A 16858-nucleotide genomic window follows, 5' to 3' on the forward strand; every position below is an offset into this window, starting at 1 on the left:
CGAGGGGCTTCGGGAGAATGATGCAGAATTCTCCACCCGGCATGGGTAGTTCTATGCAGACGGCTCCACGAGACGATGCTCGTAGGCATATGCGGTCGCAGCGGAGCGGGAGGAGATTCCCAGTTTGAGGAAGATGTTGCTCACATGCCGGGCCACCGTCTTCTCGCTGAGGAACAGGTCCTCGGCGACGGCGCGATTCGTCTTCCCCGCGGCCACGAGGCGGAGCACATTCAGCTCACGGGGAGTCAGGGGCGAAGCTGAGGATTCGATTCCGACTTCCGTCCGTACCCGTTCCAGATCGGGAGCAGCCGCCAGGTCGCGGTAGATCGCGGCGGCGAGATCGAACTCCATCCGCGCGGTGTCCACGTCGCCGAGCTCGCGGCACGCCCGCCCGATCAGCTCCCGAACGCGTGCCGCCTCGTACGGCGCCCCGATCAGGTTCCACCGTTCCCACGCCTCGCGGAGGACGGCCACTGCGTTCTGCGCCCGGGATTCCGCGAGCAGAACCGACCCCGACGCCTGCGCCGCCACGGCGTGGAGGTAGGGGATGTCGAGGCGTGCGGCGAGGGTTTCGAGCGCTGCTGCGGCGGCGCGGGCCGATGCGACGTCGTGCGCGGCGAGCATGATGTCGACGCATGCCGGGAGGAGTCGTGCCTGCTCGAGTGGGTCGAGTGTCTCGTCCACCTCACGCCGAATGCAGGCCACCGCGCTGCCGACCCGGCCCTGCATCATTCGCAGCAGGGCAAGCCCGGGCCGCGGCGGCCTACCCCATTTGTTCGCTTCCGTGTACAGCTTTTCGGCCTGCGCGAACTCACCGCGTAGTCGATGGAGCTCAGCCATCAGATAGCTGGCGGACCCCACCGCGGCGTGCACCGTCGGCTGGGTGAGTCTTCGGTGTGCACGCCGGGCCGCCTCCATGGACTCCGCCCACGCGCCCTGCAGCTGCAGGATCTCGGCACGGTGGACGAGGCATTGGCCGCGGTAGGGCACCAGGTCCGGCTGCGCCGAACACCACCGGGTCAGTGCGGCAGTCCATTCCTGCGAGCGGCGCAGGTCGAAAATGCGCTGGCACTGCTCGATCACAGCGCAATACACGATTCCGGTGACGATGGGAGACACCTCCTCGGACGTCACCCGGATCATGGCTTCGTCGAAGGCCGCAACGCCGTCGAGGTGGCGCCCCAGCACGATCAGCGCATGGCCCGTCCCGAGCGCGCCCAGCGAGATGAGGTCGGGATCGGCGAACCGTTCACCGATGACTGCTGCGGTGGAGAACACCTCCCGCGCTGCGGCGCCGTCTCCCTCGGCCAGGCGCTGGAGTCCCAGGGGGACCAGGAGGTAGCCGCGTTCGGGGCAGTCGACTCCCGTGGTGTCCAGTAGCTTCCGAGCCCTGCCCAACCAGCCGCCACCGCGAACCTGCTCACCCCTGAGGGACAGGGCGAGTCCCAGCCAGAATGCGCAGCGCGCCGCACTCACGGGATCGCTGCTGTGTCCCCATTGGTTCACGGCCCGCGTCCAGAACTCGGTAGCGGCGTCGTCCTCACCGATCAGATAGGCGGCGACCGCGAGTCGCTCGAGATCCGTACCCTCGAGCGGTTCCTGCCGATCGGCGTTCGACAGTTGGGTGTATGCGACGCTCCAGTCTCGCCGGGTGTAGGCCTCGCGGCCGGCCCGGAGCGCCGACGTGTCGTCGGACATCACCTTCTCCTGCCGGTTTCGCAGTGTCGTGGAGGCGCTCGCATCCAGATTACCGCCGCGCTCGCTGCCCTCGCGTGGTCGCTGTGGAGTCGTCGCATCGCGCCTGAAGACGGGTTCCCGGTCCGCAGACCAGGAGGCGGGGGCCTATATTCCCTGCACCGGGTCGGCGCCTCGAGTCACACTGGGTTCACACGCCGAGGAACGGGGAGTTCTGATGGTCGATGCGATCGCAGCCGAGGGGCTGGTGAAACGGTACGGAAAGGTCACCGCGCTCGGCGGTGTAGATCTCGCGGTCCGCGCGGGCAGCGTCATGGCCCTGCTGGGGCCGAACGGTGCAGGCAAGACCACCGCGGTACGCGTCTTCACCACCCTCCTCGTCCCGGACGAAGGATGGGCCCGCGTGGCGGGTCTCGACGTCATCCACGACGCCCGGGTTCTTCGGTCGCGGATCGGTGCGTCCGGCCAGTACGCCGCGGTCGACGAATACCTCACCGGTTTCGAGAACCTCGAGATGGTCGGCAGGCTCTACCACCTCGGTGCCAAGCGAAGCAAAGCCCGGGCCCGTGAGTTGCTCGAACAGTTCGATCTGGTGGAAGCCGGGGACCGGCCCGTGAAGGGGTACTCCGGCGGCATGAGACGCCGCCTCGACCTGGCAGGCGCCCTGGTGGCAGAGCCGGAGGTCCTTTTCCTCGACGAACCCACCACCGGACTGGACCCCCGGGCCCGACTCGGATTGTGGGACGTCATCGACGGCCTCGTGGCCAAGGGCACCACCCTGCTGCTCACCACCCAGTACATGGAGGAGGCGGAGCGGCTCGCCGACCAGATCGCCGTCATCGACCGCGGCAGCGTGATCGCGCGGGGAACCGCCGACGAGCTGAAGGATCGCGTCGGTGGTGAGCGCATCGAACTGACCGTCCGGGAAGGTGCCGATCTCGAGGTGGTGCGAAACGAACTCACACCGCTGGCCGCGGGAGCGATCACCATCGAAGACAACGTCCGCCGGGTCACCGTCCCGGTGTCCGGGGGTTCGGACGCACTGGTCGAGGCCCTGGGGCGGCTGTCCGATCGTGGGGTGAAGGTATTCGACGTCGGACTGCGCCGGCCCACGCTCGACGACGTCTTCCTCACCCTCACTGGGCACGAGGCCGAGGAGGAGCAAGTCTCATGACCGCACCACCAACCACCGCCCCGATGCACACCGCACTCGCCGACGGTCTCACCATCGCCAAGCGCAACATGATCAAGATCAAACGCGTGCCCGACCTCATCGTCTTCACCACGCTGTCGCCGATCATGTTCGTGCTGCTGTTCGCATACGTATTCGGAAGTGCCATCGAAGTTCCGGGGATGTCGTATCGCGAGTTCCTGATCGCCGGAATCTTCACCCAGACGGTCATCTTCGGGGCGACGTGGACCGGACTCGGCATGGTCGAGGATGTGCAGAAAGGGATCATCGACCGGTTTCGATCGCTCCCGATGGCGCCGTCAGCGGTTCTCCTGGGACGGACGTCCACCGACGTGCTCATCAACATCGTCAGTCTCGTGGTGATGTCGCTGACGGGTCTCGTCATCGGGTGGCGTATCCACTCGAGTGTGGGCGAGGCCGTACTGGGCTACCTGCTTCTGCTGCTGTTCGCCTATGCGCTGTCGTGGGTGATGGCGGTGGTGGGGCTGTGGATCCGCACGCCCGAAGTGTTCAACAATGCCAGCTTCATCGTCATCTTCCCGTTGTCCTTCGTCGCGAACACGTTCGTCGAAACCACCAACCTGCCGGGACCGCTCAAAGTGATCGCGGAGTGGAACCCGGTGTCCGCACTCACCCAGGCCGTGCGCGAATTGTTCGGAAACACGAACCCCGCCATGGCAGTTCCCGACGCCTGGCCATTGCAGAATCCCGTGATCGCGTCGCTGGCATGGACGGCGGTACTGCTCGTCATCTTCGTTCCGTTCGCGATCCGGCGTTACAAGAAGGCAGTCAGCCGCTGACTGTCGCCGGCTGCCGCTGCATGACTAGTCGCGGGAATCGACGTCCCGGCCGGTTCCGAGGTCGGAACAGTCGACCATCTCGACTCCGTGAGCGGCGAGGTACTGCCTCGCGCCGGTGTCGCCTGTGAGGCTGTGGAGTAGAGCTTTCCAGTGGTCGCGGCCGATGAGGACGGGATGTCCGGGTGCGTCGGTGTAACGGGCTTGCCGCAGGGCCGCTCGTGCGCTGCCGGGCGGAACGGAGGCGATGCGGCGTACAGCGTCGGCGTCCAGGTCGGGCAGATCGACGAGGGTGATGACGACGGCGTCGACGTTGTCGAACGTCTCCGCAACCTCCAAACCTCGTCGCAGCGACGCCGACATGCCCTGTTGCCAGTCTTTCGCCACACCCACGACCACCGATACGCCATCGGGTAGCAGACTCTCGGCCTCGTCGGCGCGGGCGCCGAGGACTACGACGACGGGACAGCATCCGGCCTCCGCGAGGATGCACGCGCCACGCCCCAGCCAGGGTTCTCCGTCGACGCCGACGACGAGCGCCTTGGGCATACCCATCCGCGAGCCGCCCCCCGCGGCGAGCAGCACGCCCCCGATCGTCACGGCTGGACGACCGCGGCCCGATCGGCCGTCGACACCGCGATCGGCTCGCTGTCGGCGTCCTCGGAACTGGCAGCTAAGTACGGCACGCGTTCACGCTACTTCTCCATCGGAGAGTTTGCTCCGCGGCCTGGGGGAACAGCGGTCGTAGACTGACCGACACCGGCCTCCGGACAGCGAGAGGCGCGACGCCGAGACGACGCATCGAAGGGGATGGACGCATGCTTGATCCGAAACGAGGTGGCTCGCCGGCCGGTCAGACGTTCGCGCGGTCGTGGGGTGGCTCGGGCAGTGTCATCGACATCGACGGACCCGTCCACTGGGTCGAGTACGGCGATCCGCAAGCAGGGTCGCTGCCGGTGGTGATGGTGCACGGCCTCGGTGGGTCGCATCTCAACTGGGTCCGGGTGGCCCCGGCGTTGGCGGAACGGACGCGGGTTCTGACGGTGGATCTCCCCGGTTTCGGACTCAGCCCGGCGGGGAAGCGTCAGACGGGGATCCCCGCCAACGTCGCGGTACTTCACCGCTTCCTCACCGAGGTGGTGGGTGGGCCGGTGATCCTGATGGGCAATTCCATGGGCGGCATGATCTCGATGTTCGAGGCGTCCGCCCACCCCGACACTGTTGCTGCACTCGTGCTCGTCGACCCGGCGCTTCCTGCTGCGCAACGAATGCCACATCCGCGGATCGCTGCGCAGTTCGCGATGTACATGACGCCCTTCGTCGGGGAGCGTTACCTCCAGTATTCGAGCCGGCGGATGACCGACCGTCAGCTGGTCGAGCGGGTCATCGACCTGTGCTTCGCCGATCCCGCACGGGCCTCCGAGGACGTCCTCGAGGCAGCGACGGAGCTGGCGAAGTACCGGCGCGAGCAGCCCTCGCAAGATGCCGCGTTCCTGCAGGCGAGCCGGTCACTGATGCGGGTGATGGCGCGTCCGCAGCGTTACCTGCAGGCCATGCGCGCCCTCGAACAACCGGTTCTCCTGCTCCACGGTGACCGCGACCGCCTGGTTCCGGTCGCCGCGGCGCGCAAGGTCGCTGCGGACAACCCGCGGTGGGACACCGTCGTACTGCCCGGCGTCGGGCACACCCCACAACTCGAGATGCCGGACGCGGTACTCGACCACGTGCTGACCTGGATCGACCGGCACGGGCTCGTCTAGCGTCTTCGCTCCCGTCCGGGTGTCGCCGGCGGCCGGCAGGTAACCTCACTCACATAACTCGCATACGAAATGCGAATTAATGTACTTTCAGATCATGCAGCTCACCCGGTTCACCGACCTCGGCTTGCGGGTCGTCATGCGCCTGGCCGTCGCGGCAGAGGGGGACCGTCCGGGGAGCCGTCAGGTCGCCGAGGAATTGGCGGTGTCCTACACGCACGCGACAAAAGTGATCACCCGGCTCGCTGAACTCGGCATCGTCGACGCGCGCCGCGGCCGCGGGGGCGGCCTCGCCATTACCGAACTCGGCCGCACCGCCTCGGTCGGGTGGCTCGCCCGCCGCCTCGAGGGAGACGGGGAGGTGGTCGAATGCGACGGCGCCCAGCCGTGTCCGCTGCGGTCGGGTTGCCGGCTGCGGTCGGCGCTGCGCCGTGCGCAGGAAGCGTTTTTCGCGTCGCTCGACACTGTCACCATCGACGACCTCACCCAATCACCGACCCGCGCCGTCCTGCTCGGACTGCCCCGGCCGGCCGACACAGATTTCCAGTTCTCTTCCGCGATCGGAGAATGACATGCTCTCGCCCACTTCTACGGAAATCATCCGCGCCACGCTGCCCGTGGTCGGTGCCGCCATCGGCGACATCACTAGCCTGTTCTACCGCAAGATGTTTGCTGCCCACCCCGACCTCGAACGCGACTTGTTCAACCGGGGCAACCAGAAGCAGGGTGGTCAGCAGAAAGCGTTGGCGGGGGCAATCGCCGCGTTCGCGGCTCTGCAACTGGAACCCGATCGGGCTCGCGTCGATTTGATCCTCTCGCGGATCGCGAACAAGCATGCCTCGCTGGGTATCGAGCCCGCCCAGTACGCGATCGTGTACACCCATCTGTTCGACGCCATCGTCGAGGTGCTCGGTGACGCCGTCACTCCGGAGGTGGCCGCCGCCTGGGACGAGGTGTACTGGACGATGGCCGAGACTCTGATCGCGATGGAAGCCGGTCTCTACCGCGCAGCGGGGGTCGCGCCCGGTGACGTCTGGCGGCAGGTGCGTGTCCGTGAGCGCCGCCACGAGTCCGCCGACACCGTCTCCTTCGTGCTCACCTCGGTGGACGGTGCTCCCCTGCCCGCCTTCGCCCCGGGGCAGTATCTCTCGGTGGGGGTTCATCTTTCCGACGGTGCCCGGCAGATCCGCCAGTACAGCCTCTCGTCCGCTCCGTCGCAGAAGGACTGGCGGATCACCGTCAAGCGGGTGGACGGGCAGATGCTGTCGGACGGATCGCACTCGCCTGCGGGCGAAGTGTCGAACTTCCTGTACCACAATGTTTTCGAGAATGACCTGCTGGACGTGACCACCCCGTTCGGTGACCTGGTTCTGCAGGACGACGACGCGCCGCTGCTGCTGATTTCGGCCGGCATCGGGTGCACGCCGATGATGGGAATGCTCAGCCACCTCGCCGACACCGAGGACACCCGCCCGATCTCGGTGCTGCACGCCGACCGATCGCCCAGTAACCACGCCCACCGGGCGGAGTTGGCCGAACTCGTCGAGCGGCTGCCGTTCGCGGTCATGCACCGCTGGTACGAGGACCTCGGCGCGCGTCGCCCCGAGGTGGACCTGCGGAAGGGGCGAGCCGACCTCGGGGAGATCACCATCGCCCCCGGCACCCGGGCCTATCTCTGTGGGCCGCTGCCCTTCATGCTGGGCATGCGCGAGGCCTTGCTCGAGAAAGATGTTGCGGCCGAGAACATTCACTACGAGGTTTTCGGCCCGGACAGCTGGGCGGCCGCCCCGGCATGAACTGCGCCTCACCCGCACACCTCGGTACACGAGCAGGGTGCGAGTGGGACTGGGTATCGGTCGGCTCGTCTTCCGCGCCCTCAATTCCATCGAAATGCTCTGGGCGGCAACGCTGGTTGCCTCGATCGTCGTCGGCGCCCCACCCGCCCATGTTCGACCTGATCACCGGAATATTCCTCCTCGGCCAGTAGGTCGCGCGCCGCCCCTGCCGGCCTAACTGTCGGTTGGGGATTCGGCGTCGGCAGCTCCCCGTGATCCTGCGATCGACTGCGCGAGCGCACGAAACAAGTGAGTGAGTTCGGGGCGGGTTGCCGTTCCGCTGCGGACTACCCCGCACACCGGGATGCGCAGAAGGTCGTGCGACTCGCGCATGAAACTGAGCCCGCGCCGGGGAGTCGCGTCGGCGGTGTCGGCGTACAACACGGTCCACGACAGGGGAGTGGTGAGGACGTCGAGGGTCGCCGTGTGGTCGCTGGGAATGGAGGGCCCGAGCTTTACGCGTTGCCCGACCTGCCGGAATGCATCCTCGACCACGGTGTGGATCAGCACCTGACTACTGCGCGGCGGCAGCAGTAGCGGATAGGGCGCCAGTTCGCTGAGGTCGACGGTCGAAAACTTGGACAGCGGATGTTGAGCCGAGGTGACGATCACCAAATCCTCGAGGCCGAATTCGATTGTTTCGAGTCCTGGTCTGTCGACGCCGCCGCGGATCAGGGCCAGGTCTGCATCACCGGACGCCACCGCGGTCATGCGGTCGGTGAAATCCTTGATGACGAATTCGATGTCGAGCTGTGGGAACTCCTCGCGCACAAGCGATATCGCCTCCAGGCTTTGGGTGGCGAAGCTCATGCTGGCGCTGATTCGCAGCCGATTGCGGGGGTCGAGTCCCACCGAGAGTGCGCGCGCCTCGAGGCTCATCATTTCTGCCGCGATAGGCATGAGGCGTTCGCCGGCCGCGGTCAGGCGCGTCGCACGGGTGGACCGTTCGAGTAGGGCCGTGCCGAGTTCGTGCTCGAGCTTGGCTATCTGGTGGCTGATCGCCGACTGCGAGATGAAGCATCGCTCCGCCGCACGGGAAAAACTGCCTTCTTCACCGACCGCGAGGAAGTAGCGCAACTGCCGGAACTCCATGACCCCAGGCTACAGCGCCGATGAGCATTTATGAGCAATCGAGATAACACAATTTCGATTTCCCCAGGTTATTGGCAATCAGGCTCATCGGATCCATAAGGTGGGCTCATACGCAACGCTAAGCACAGGAACGCTGGCAGAGGAGGTTTTCGGTGGATCGCACACAGGTCGTCATCGTGGGATCGGGTTTCGGCGCCCTCGCGGCGGCGAAGAAGCTCGGCAAGGCAGGCACGCCGTTCGTGCTGATTTCCGAGACCACCGAGCACCTCTTCCAGCCACTGCTCTACCAGGTGGCCACGGGTGTGCTCTCGCCCGGCGAGATCGCGCCTTCCATCCGCGCCATCCTCGCCAAGTATCCCAGTGGTGACGTCCGGCTCGGCCGCGTCGTCGACGTCGACCCGGACAAGCGCGAGGTGGTCTACGAGGCAGGCGGGATCCGCCACACCCTCGGCTACGACACTCTGATCGCCGCGACGGGTGCTCGTCAGGCGTACTTCGGCCGCGACGAGTTCGCCGAGGTCACGTACGCCCTCAAGACGGTCGCCGACGCCGACCGGTTGCGCCGCCAGATCGTCCGCTGCTTCGAAGAGGCGCACACCACGTCGGACCCGGAACGTCGCCGGGATCTGCTCCACTTCATCGTGATCGGCGCGGGGCCCACCGGGGTCGAACTGGCAGGTCAGATCAAGGAACTGGCGGGACGCTACTTCGAGAAGTCGCTGCGGGACGTCACCGCCGAGGACGTCACCGTGACCCTCGTCGAGGGTGCGGGGGAGACGCTGCCCGTGTTCGGCGGCAAGCTCAGCAAGTACACGCAGGACTCCCTCGAGCGTGCAGGGGTCGAGGTGGTCCTCGGCACCATGGTGACCGATATCGACGAGCACGGTGCCACCTTGTCGTCGCCCGGTAACGGGTTCGAGAAGCGACTGACGGCGGAGACGATCATCTGGTCGGCAGGCATTCAGGCCAACGACTTCGCGGCGGTGCTCGCGGAACGGACCGGGTGTGAGACCGGCCGCGGCGGTCGACTGCTGGTCGACGAGGACCTCACCGTGGGCCGCTACGACGACATCTATGCCATCGGTGACATGGCTTCGCTGAACAACCTCCCGGCTCAGTCGCCGTTCGCGATGCAGGGTGGCCGTCACGTCGCGGCGATCATCAACGGAAAGCGGCCGGCCGGAACACCCTTCACCTATCGGGACAAGGGCAGCATGGCGATCATCAACCGGTTCCGTGCGATCACCCGCGTCGGCAAGATCGAGTTGACCGGTGTACTCGCCTGGTTCCTGTGGCTTGCCGTCCACCTCGTCTACCTGGTCGGATTCCGGAACCGCTACGTGGCAGTGATGTCGTGGTGTGGATCGTTCCTCGGTCATCGGCGCCCGCACTTCCACTACGCGCAGGAGATCGAACCTGCCGACTCGAACGAGCTGGACCGGGCGGCCTAGAACTCAGGACGCCCCGGCCCGCCGGCCCGCGACATAGACCTCGGCGATGGAAGTATCGCGTATCCCCATCAAGAGCGCGAACAGGGTCTGATCGCGGGCCAGGTCGGGGTCGGCGGCGCGGATGCCGTGGCGCAGTAGTCCGTCGAGCGCCGGGGTGCCGGACGGATCGACGACGACGAAGTCGGCTTCCTTACCGACGTCGAAGTTGCCGAATCGGTTCTCCATGTCCAAGGCTCTGGCACCGCCGAGGGTACCGATGAACAGCATTTCGGCCGGATGCATCGATACTCCGTCGTCCCCGGGTTCGTTGATGTGCACTTTGAACGCATCGCCGAGCACCCGCGGGATCAACCATTCGTCGCCGCCGCCGAAATCTGTGCCCGCGGAAATGTTGACACCCGAGGCGACCGTCCGCTTCCACGGCATCGTTCCGGATCCCAGGAACAGCTGCGAGACCGGACAGTGCGAAACGGACGTACCGGTCTCGGCCATCCGTTCGAGCTCGACGTCCTGGCAGTGCACGCAGTGCGCGAGGATGGTGCGTCGGCCCAGCAGGCTCTTCCCTCCCACCTGGGAGCCGGGCAGGAACTTCCCGTCGTAGGTGTCCAGGTACGAATTCACCTGGTACACCTCTTTGGTCGAGTCCACCTCTCCGGTTCCCGGGCGATTGTTCTCGTTGAGATGCGAGTGCACATACACCCCGCGGTCCCGTACCTCGTCGTACAGTTCCCCGAGGTTTTTCAGGGTCTCGGTCGTCACCGACAACGAGAACCGCGGGACGATAGCCACGTGCAACAGTGCGGTGGCGACATCACCGGTGTCCGCGCCGTGCCACTTGTCGATCTCTTCGCGGGTCAGCCGGATGGCGTCTTCTTCGGATGTCATCAGTGGCTGGGCGGTGCCGACACCGACAGTCTGAATGCCGCGGCCGCTGACGATACGTAGACCGGCCTTCTTCGTCTCGGTGAACAGGGCGTCCTGTGCATGCGGAAACGCCGACCCGAATACCATCGCGGCCGTAGTGCCCGCCGAGATGCGACGGTGGGTGAACTCGACGGCGGCTTGCTGCGCGAACTCCGGATCGGCGAACTTCGTTTCCGACGGGAACATGCAAAGGGTCAGCCATTCCAGCAGTTGTCCGCCGCCGTAGGAGTCGCCGGCGTAGGTCTGCGGGAAATGGATATGGGTGTCGACGAACCCTGGCAACAAGAACCCGGGCCGGTGGTCGTGCACGGTGCCGGACTCATATTCCGACGGAATCTCGGTTCGGTCGCCGCAGAACGCGATTCGCCCGGAATCGTCCAGGACAAGCGCGCCGTCGGGAATCGATACGAGAGCGGCCGCGGCTTCGGTCACTGTCGGTGCGCCGGCGATGTGGAAGATGTGCCCGAGGTGGATGTGCGTTGCCATGTGATGAACTCCCGTCCAGTAGCGGCCAGTACTCACAATGCCACCGATCCGACCCATATCGTGGCGAAACAGACCGAGCACCCGACCGTACGAACAGGTGCAAGTGCACAACCGGGACGGGCTACGGGGCCTCGAGGTGACCGACACGGGCCGTGGTCATCTCTCGCCACACCCGTGCCGGAGTCATCGGCAACCGTCGCAGGCGAACGCCGGTGGCGTCGGCAATGGCGTTGGCCAAGGCCGGGGCCACCGGGTTGTACGGCGACTCGCTCATGGATTTGGCGCCCAGTGGACCTAATTGGTCGTAGGTGTCCGCGAAATACACCTCGGTCTCAGGGATATCGGCCAGTTGAGGGATGTGATAGTTCCTCAGCTGAGGTCCCAGGACTGTTCCGGCGCCGTCGAGACGGATCTCTTCATACAGCGCACTGCCGATCGCCTGAGCTACGCCTCCCTCGACCTGCCCACGGCACTGCTGCGGATTGAGGACGGTCCCCGCGTCGGCGGATTGAACCGACTGCAGAATTCGTACCTCACCGGTGACCGTGTCGACGGCGACCCGGAATGCATGCACGTTGAAGACCACTGAGCGGGGAGTGCCGTCGTGCCGACCCTCGGCTCGAAGAACGCCCTCGGCTGCGAGCTTGTCCCATTCGATCACCTGGGTGCCGATCCGGACGCCCTCCGGTGTCAGCGAGCATTCCGCGTCCTCGGCGACACCGGCGATGCGGCACGCGGTTCTGGACAGAAGTGCGCGCAGACTGTTGCATGCCTGATCGACTGCCTTCCCGGCAACCACACTTCCGGCCGACCCGAACGCTCCCGTGTCGTGCCCAGTGAGGTCGGTGTCGGACTGGCGGACGATGATTCGATCGACGGTGGTACCGAGCGCGGTCGCCGCGAGCTGCGCGTGCACGGTCGTGGTTCCGTTGCCGAATTCGGCGGTCCCTACCCGCACTTCGTAACGGCCGCCCGCGACGAGAGTGCAGGACGCCTCGGCGAAGTGCCCACGCGGCGGAATGGTTGCGATCATGGACGCCGCCATGCCCTCCCCGACTTTCCACCGCGGGCCATCCGGCGCGGCAACTCCATTGCCCCGGCGCAGGGCTGCCTCGGCGAGGTCGAGGCATTGGTCGAGCCCGTAGCTCCCGTAGGTGAGGTCGTCGTGCGCCACCTCGGCTTCGACGAAGTCGTCCCCCGGAACGATCACGTTACGGCGGCGGAAATCGAAGGGGTCGATGCCCAGCTTTCGGGCAAGCTCGTCCAACGCCGACTCGATACCGAAAATGACCTGTCCGAGCCCGTATCCGCGGAAGGCGCCCGACGGCAGGTTGTTGGTGTACACGGCGCGGGCATCGACCCGCTTGTTGGGAGAGCGGTACAGCGCGACCGACTCTCCGCAGCTGTGGAACATCACCCCCGCGGAATGATTCCCGTAGGCTCCGGCGTCCGACAGCACGTCCACGGCGAGCGCGGTCAGCCTTCCGTCTCCATCGGCCCCGGCCCGCACTGCGACCCGCATGGGATGGCGGCACGGCGCGGTGGTGAACTGGTCCGAGCGGGTGAACTCGTACTGCACGGGCTTACCGGTGCGCGAAACCGCAAGCGCGACGAGGTCCTCGACGAGCATTTCTTGTTTGGCGCCGAATCCACCACCGATTCGGGCGGTGAACACCCGGACCTCGGAACGGTCCAGCGCGAAGAGTCGTGCCAGTTCGTCGCGTACGAGGAAGGGAACCTGAGTGCTGCTCCGGAGGGTCAGTCGCCCCTCGTCGTCGAGCCAGCCGATCGCGGAATGCGTCTCCAGATGGACGTGTTGCACGCGCTGCGTCTGCCACGTCCCCTCGACCACCGCGCCCGACGCCCGGGCCGCCTCGAGTCCCGATTCGATGTCGCCGACCTCACCGTGTAACTCTGCCACCAGGTTCCGGGTGGGATCCGCGATGCGCGACTCGGCGCCCTTGTCGGAATGGAGCAGGGGCGCACCTGCCCGGTGTGCCAGGTCCGGGTCGAATACAGGCTCCAGAATGTCGTAGTCGACGTCGATCAATTCCGCTGCGCGGCGGGCAATGTCGACCGAGTCGGCGACCACCGCCGCGACACGCTGTCCGACGAACCGCAGCACGGTGTCGAAGATGTAGGTGTCGTCCGGGTCGTCGGTGCGGAGTTCGTGGCGTGCGGTGGAGAAGGCGATGTCCGGGCTGTCTCGGTGGGTGAGTACCGCGTGGACGCCGGGCACTCCCTCCGCTGCGGTGGTGTCGATGCGGGTGATCCGCGCATGGGCGTGCGGGCTGCCGAGGACATGGACGTGGAGCAATCCCTGGACCCTGACATCGAGGGTGTACGGTTCGGCCCCGCACACCACCCGGGTGGCGGCGGGGGCAGGAATCGAACGACCGGAGGAGTGACCGCTCGAGTCGTCCTCGGTGGTGCAGATTCCGCCGACTGCATCCCGGATCGCGCGGTAACCCGTGCAGCGGCACAAGTTTCCCTTCAGGGCGCGGGGAAGGTCGGCCCGTTGATCGGCGGTGAGCGCAGAAGCAGTAACTACCATTCCTGGAGTGCAGAATCCGCACTGGAAGCCGGCCGCAGCGACGAACTGCTCCTGGACGGGATGTAGTCGTTCGGGGCTCCCCAGCCCCGCGGCCGTCGTCACCTCGAGGCCCTCGGCACGGTGCGCCGGAATGACGCACGAATGCACGGGGTGGCCGTCGAGCAACACCGTGCAGGCGCCGCAATCACCGGCGTCGCACCCCTTCTTGACCGCGAAAACGTCGTGGTCCCGCAACAGCGTGCGCAGGCACTGACCGGGCCGCGGGTCGGCGTTCACCGGCTGCCCGTCGACGGTGAACTTCATGCCAGTTCCTCCCTGATCTCCTCCGCGAGGACGGCCGTGACATGGCGCCGCCAGTCGACGACACCGTGTGCGTCCGTGAAGTACGCCTCGAGTGGAATATGTTCCGCCAGTGCAGTGTCGAGTGCGTGAGGGTCGGGAACGTCGGGGAAGCGCAGTACGAAGGGGCGCAGGGTCGACGCGGTGACGGCGAGCGTGAATCCGTCCGGTCCGAGTCGTGCCGCCAGGAGTGCGCCGGACCGGCCGAGCGGCGAATAGGCGATCTTGCGGAGCGTCGTGCGGCTCCGGAGTGCCGATCCCGGGAAATGAATGCTGCGGATCAGTTCACCCGGATCCAGCAGGGTGCACCCAGCGCCGGTAACGAACTCGAGCACCGGGATTCGCCGTTCGCGCCCGTCGGGCGCCCAGAGCAGCACCTCGGCGTCGAGTGCGCAGCATGCGGTGATCATGGCGCCTGCCGGCAGCGCGAGCGCGAGGTTTCCCCCGACGGTGGCGGTGTGCCAGATCTTCCACGACGCGACGAGCGCTTCGGCGCACGGGCGGAACAGGCTTGTTCCGATCCATTGATCGGGATATGTGGTGTGGCAGAGTGTTTCGATGGTGCACGTGGCGGCCACCTCGAGCTCGTCGGGGCGCACCGTGACTGCCTGCCAGCCCAGGGTGGTGAGATCTACCAGGTGGGTGAGACCCGGTTGCGGTTCCGAGTACAACCAGGTTCCGCCGGCCAGGTACGCCGATCCCGGTTCCGGCACGGGAAGTTCCGCGCGCGTGCGCGGTGTGGCGATGTCGGTGACGAACGAGAGGTCCACGGTGTCACCCTCCCACGCTCGACCACCGTGCGCCCGTCGACGAGCAGTTCCTCGGGCGGCCGCTCGGCGTCAACTCAGCCAACCTGCGTAGGCAGACCACGCCGGCCCGGGGTCCGGAGCGTCGGAACGCTGAACCGTCGCCTGGATCAGCCCGTAGGGGCGGTCGGCGGCGTGGAACACCTCGTTGTCGTTCTCCACACCGAAGCGCCCGAGGTCGTGCGCGAAGTGATGCTTGTTGGGCGCAGACAGACGCACCTCCGCGAGCAAAGGACAGCGCTCGAGGACTGCCTTGCCGATTTCGTAGAGTGTCTGCTGCAGGGCCAACGAATGCACTGTCGCGAACGTGGACACGATCTGTTCCTTGATATCGGTGTACACGCTGTTCCAGTCGACCTCGGTGGTGACGAACCGCCATTGCACGACGAGTGACGTGGCCATCACCCGGTCGTGGGTCTCTTCGAGAACGGTGTACTCGTCCTTCAGGAACCCGAAGAACTCGCTGCCCGTGGATTTCAGAATCACCAGATCTTTCAGGCCCCCGACCACCCATGTTCCGTCGGCGTCGACCGTGATGGCCGCGGTACGTACCTCCTCGCCCTTCCGCACCCAGGTGTGATCGTGCTCGGCACCCTCGACCACGGCCCGCGCCCACGAGTACTCCTCGATCTCGATGCGCGCGCCCTCGACAGGTTGGACGTCGTTCACGAAATGCCGCGCCAACGCCAGTCCGTATTCCTCGATGGAATCGAGTCCCTTCTCCTTCGCGTAGGAGAAGGCGGTCTGCTTCTGACTATCCGTGGGCAGCACGGTGCTCTGATCGCCCTCGAGGTGCGCGGCGGAGAAGTCACCTCGAAGACAGGTGGAGACGCTCACGTCCCGGATCTCGTGCCGAGGGGTGTCGCGGTAGATCCGGACGATCCGGTTCTCAGCCTTCCCATACTGGTTCTTACCCAGGACGATCTTGCCCCCGAGGTGGGGGCCGTTGTTCGGATTACTCACGTTCAGCTCCCGCGATAGGTGGAATAGCCATAGGGGGACAACAACAACGGAACGTGGTAGCCGCGCTGGGGATATCTCAACTCGAAGGTGACGGTCACCACCGGGTAGAAGGTGTCCTGGCCGCGCCGACCGAAATAATCACCGGTGTCGAACACGAGGCAATACGTCTCCGCGATCAGGCCCTCGGGTGCAATTTCGGGGATGCGGCCGTCGACGCCGGTCATCGCGGAGGCGATCGGTTCACCCTCGAGGGATTCGAGCCGCACGTGCAGTCCGGCTGCCGGCTCACCGGTCGTTGCGTCCAGCACGTGCGTGCTGAGGATTCTGGTCATCAACGTCCTCCTTCGGTGGAGTGGTTCAGCAACCGTACGAGACGCAACCGGTTGATCGCGGCGAGTTCCGCCCGTAGAACCCTGCGCTCGGTGCTGCTGTCGTTGTCGAGGCGTCGGTGCAGCACGTCGAGCAGTTCCTGCGCAGAACGTCCGGACGCGCACACGAGGTAGACGTGCCCGAACTTTTTCTCGTACTCCTCGTTTCCCGCGCGAAGTTTCGCCCGCAACTCGCGGTCGGCGGAAGCGACTGCGGACTGCTCACGCGCCGACGACGCGTTGTCGGGGCGGTCGCCGATGCGCGGATGCCCGGCCAAGGCCTCGTCGATCTCGGCTTCGGTGAGTTCGGCGAGAACCTCGTCGGCGCGGGTATAGAGCTCTTCGGTCGTGCGGAACGGCCGCGCGGCGGCCACCCGGCGAGCCCACACCGTCGACGAACAACACTCGGTCAGCAAGGCGACGGCCTGCTCGTCGCTCCACTCGTTCACGGTGCTCAGGCCGGGCGGTTCGGTCATCGGTGCTCCTCCCGTGCGCCTTTCTGGTACCTCTGGCTACCACAAAGGCGCACGGGTGGCGCGTCGACTTACCGATCCAGTTACACCCGAGCGATTTGACGACCTTATGTAGGTTATGCAACC

15 protein-coding genes are annotated in these 16858 nt (G+C 66.1%); 6 read left to right on the plus strand and 9 right to left on the minus strand.

The window, feature by feature from the left end; genetic code table 11:
* Positions 1–51: 51 nt before the first annotated feature.
* Positions 52–1698 carry a helix-turn-helix transcriptional regulator gene (locus GFS60_RS03970; RefSeq protein WP_159919068.1) on the minus strand — a complete coding sequence of 549 codons (1647 nt, stop codon included), beginning with the start codon at positions 1696–1698 and terminating at the stop codon, positions 52–54.
* A 214-nt stretch (positions 1699–1912) separates the two neighbouring features.
* Between GFS60_RS03970 and GFS60_RS03975 the strand changes: the two genes are divergently transcribed.
* Positions 1913–2869 (plus strand): ATP-binding cassette domain-containing protein, encoded by a 957-nt coding sequence (locus tag GFS60_RS03975; protein WP_159919069.1) that lies wholly within the window; start codon positions 1913–1915, stop codon positions 2867–2869.
* Positions 2866–3687, plus strand: coding sequence for an ABC transporter permease (locus GFS60_RS03980; RefSeq protein ID WP_374436226.1), 822 nt, complete (start codon positions 2866–2868; stop codon positions 3685–3687). The genes GFS60_RS03975 and GFS60_RS03980 overlap by 4 nt, the downstream gene beginning before the upstream one ends.
* Before the next feature lie 24 nt (positions 3688–3711).
* Here the strand turns inward: GFS60_RS03980 and GFS60_RS03985 are convergent, their stop codons facing one another.
* Positions 3712–4284 carry a nucleotidyltransferase family protein gene (locus tag GFS60_RS03985; RefSeq protein WP_159919070.1) on the minus strand — a complete coding sequence of 191 codons (573 nt, stop codon included), beginning with the start codon at positions 4282–4284 and terminating at the stop codon, positions 3712–3714.
* A 218-nt stretch (positions 4285–4502) separates the two neighbouring features.
* Between GFS60_RS03985 and GFS60_RS03990 the strand changes: the two genes are divergently transcribed.
* The 3 genes from GFS60_RS03990 (at position 4503) to GFS60_RS04000 (ending at position 7237) form a co-directional block, all read left to right on the plus strand.
* Positions 4503–5444, plus strand: coding sequence for an alpha/beta fold hydrolase (locus GFS60_RS03990; protein WP_159919071.1), 942 nt, complete (start codon positions 4503–4505; stop codon positions 5442–5444).
* Positions 5445–5538: 94 nt separating this feature from the next.
* The gene (locus GFS60_RS03995; RefSeq protein ID WP_159919072.1) at positions 5539–6012 is read left to right on the plus strand and encodes an RrF2 family transcriptional regulator; all 474 of its coding nucleotides are present in this window, start codon (positions 5539–5541) and stop codon (positions 6010–6012) included.
* A 1-nt stretch (position 6013) separates the two neighbouring features.
* Positions 6014–7237, plus strand: coding sequence for a globin domain-containing protein (locus GFS60_RS04000; protein ID WP_159919073.1), 1224 nt, complete (start codon positions 6014–6016; stop codon positions 7235–7237).
* A gap of 213 nt (positions 7238–7450) precedes the next feature.
* Here GFS60_RS04000 and GFS60_RS04005 read toward each other — a convergent pair whose 3' ends face one another.
* Positions 7451–8368, minus strand: a complete 918-nt coding sequence (locus GFS60_RS04005; protein ID WP_159919074.1) for a LysR family transcriptional regulator — start codon at positions 8366–8368, stop codon at positions 7451–7453.
* 152 nt (positions 8369–8520) lie between these two features.
* Between GFS60_RS04005 and GFS60_RS04010 the strand changes: the two genes are divergently transcribed.
* Entirely contained in the window at positions 8521–9819 is a 1299-nt protein-coding gene (locus tag GFS60_RS04010) for an NAD(P)/FAD-dependent oxidoreductase (RefSeq protein ID WP_159919075.1), read from the plus strand.
* Between the two features lie 3 nt (positions 9820–9822).
* On the opposite strand, the gene GFS60_RS04015 is transcribed toward GFS60_RS04010, so the two are convergent.
* The 6 genes from GFS60_RS04015 to uraD form a co-directional block, all read right to left on the minus strand.
* The gene (locus tag GFS60_RS04015; RefSeq protein ID WP_109326607.1) at positions 9823–11229 is read right to left on the minus strand and encodes a guanine deaminase; all 1407 of its coding nucleotides are present in this window, start codon (positions 11227–11229) and stop codon (positions 9823–9825) included.
* Between the two features lie 121 nt (positions 11230–11350).
* Complete coding sequence (locus tag GFS60_RS04020; protein ID WP_159919076.1) at positions 11351–14086, minus strand: molybdopterin-dependent oxidoreductase; 2736 nt, start codon at positions 14084–14086, stop codon at positions 11351–11353.
* Entirely contained in the window at positions 14083–14892 is an 810-nt protein-coding gene (locus tag GFS60_RS04025) for an FAD binding domain-containing protein (protein WP_159919077.1), read from the minus strand. Before GFS60_RS04025 ends, GFS60_RS04020 begins: the two co-directional genes overlap by 4 nt.
* 69 nt (positions 14893–14961) lie before the next feature.
* Entirely contained in the window at positions 14962–15891 is a 930-nt protein-coding gene (gene pucL / locus GFS60_RS04030; protein WP_201453499.1) for a factor-independent urate hydroxylase, read from the minus strand.
* A 2-nt stretch (positions 15892–15893) separates the two neighbouring features.
* On the minus strand, positions 15894–16223 hold the full coding sequence (gene uraH / locus GFS60_RS04035; protein WP_159919078.1) for a hydroxyisourate hydrolase: 330 nt from the start codon (positions 16221–16223) through the stop codon (positions 15894–15896).
* The gene (gene uraD, locus GFS60_RS04040) at positions 16223–16735 is read right to left on the minus strand and encodes a 2-oxo-4-hydroxy-4-carboxy-5-ureidoimidazoline decarboxylase (protein WP_159919079.1); all 513 of its coding nucleotides are present in this window, start codon (positions 16733–16735) and stop codon (positions 16223–16225) included. Before uraD ends, uraH begins: the two co-directional genes overlap by 1 nt.
* Between the last annotated feature and the right edge of the window lie 123 nt (positions 16736–16858).

This window comes from Rhodococcus sp. WAY2, assembly GCF_009859915.1.
Taxonomy (GTDB): Bacteria; Actinomycetota; Actinomycetes; order Mycobacteriales; family Mycobacteriaceae; genus Rhodococcus_F; species Rhodococcus_F oxybenzonivorans.

Excerpts from the sequence above, each read along its gene's own strand:
- GFS60_RS04020 (WP_159919076.1), bottom strand. The coding sequence starts at position 14,086 with ATGAAGTTCACCGTCGACGGGCAGCCGGTGAACGCCGACCCGCGGCCC.
- GFS60_RS04015 (WP_109326607.1), bottom strand. The coding sequence starts at position 11,229 with ATGGCAACGCACATCCACCTCGGGCACATCTTCCACATCGCCGGCGCA.
- GFS60_RS03970 (WP_159919068.1), bottom strand. The coding sequence starts at position 1,698 with ATGTCCGACGACACGTCGGCGCTCCGGGCCGGCCGCGAGGCCTACACC.
- GFS60_RS03975 (WP_159919069.1), top strand. The coding sequence starts at position 1,913 with ATGGTCGATGCGATCGCAGCCGAGGGGCTGGTGAAACGGTACGGAAAG.
- GFS60_RS03995 (WP_159919072.1), top strand. The coding sequence starts at position 5,539 with ATGCAGCTCACCCGGTTCACCGACCTCGGCTTGCGGGTCGTCATGCGC.
- GFS60_RS04005 (WP_159919074.1), bottom strand. The coding sequence starts at position 8,368 with ATGGAGTTCCGGCAGTTGCGCTACTTCCTCGCGGTCGGTGAAGAAGGC.
- GFS60_RS04000 (WP_159919073.1), top strand. The coding sequence starts at position 6,014 with ATGCTCTCGCCCACTTCTACGGAAATCATCCGCGCCACGCTGCCCGTG.
- uraD (WP_159919079.1), bottom strand. The coding sequence starts at position 16,735 with ATGACCGAACCGCCCGGCCTGAGCACCGTGAACGAGTGGAGCGACGAG.
- GFS60_RS03990 (WP_159919071.1), top strand. The coding sequence starts at position 4,503 with ATGCTTGATCCGAAACGAGGTGGCTCGCCGGCCGGTCAGACGTTCGCG.
- GFS60_RS03980 (WP_374436226.1), top strand. The coding sequence starts at position 2,866 with ATGACCGCACCACCAACCACCGCCCCGATGCACACCGCACTCGCCGAC.
- uraH (WP_159919078.1), bottom strand. The coding sequence starts at position 16,223 with ATGACCAGAATCCTCAGCACGCACGTGCTGGACGCAACGACCGGTGAG.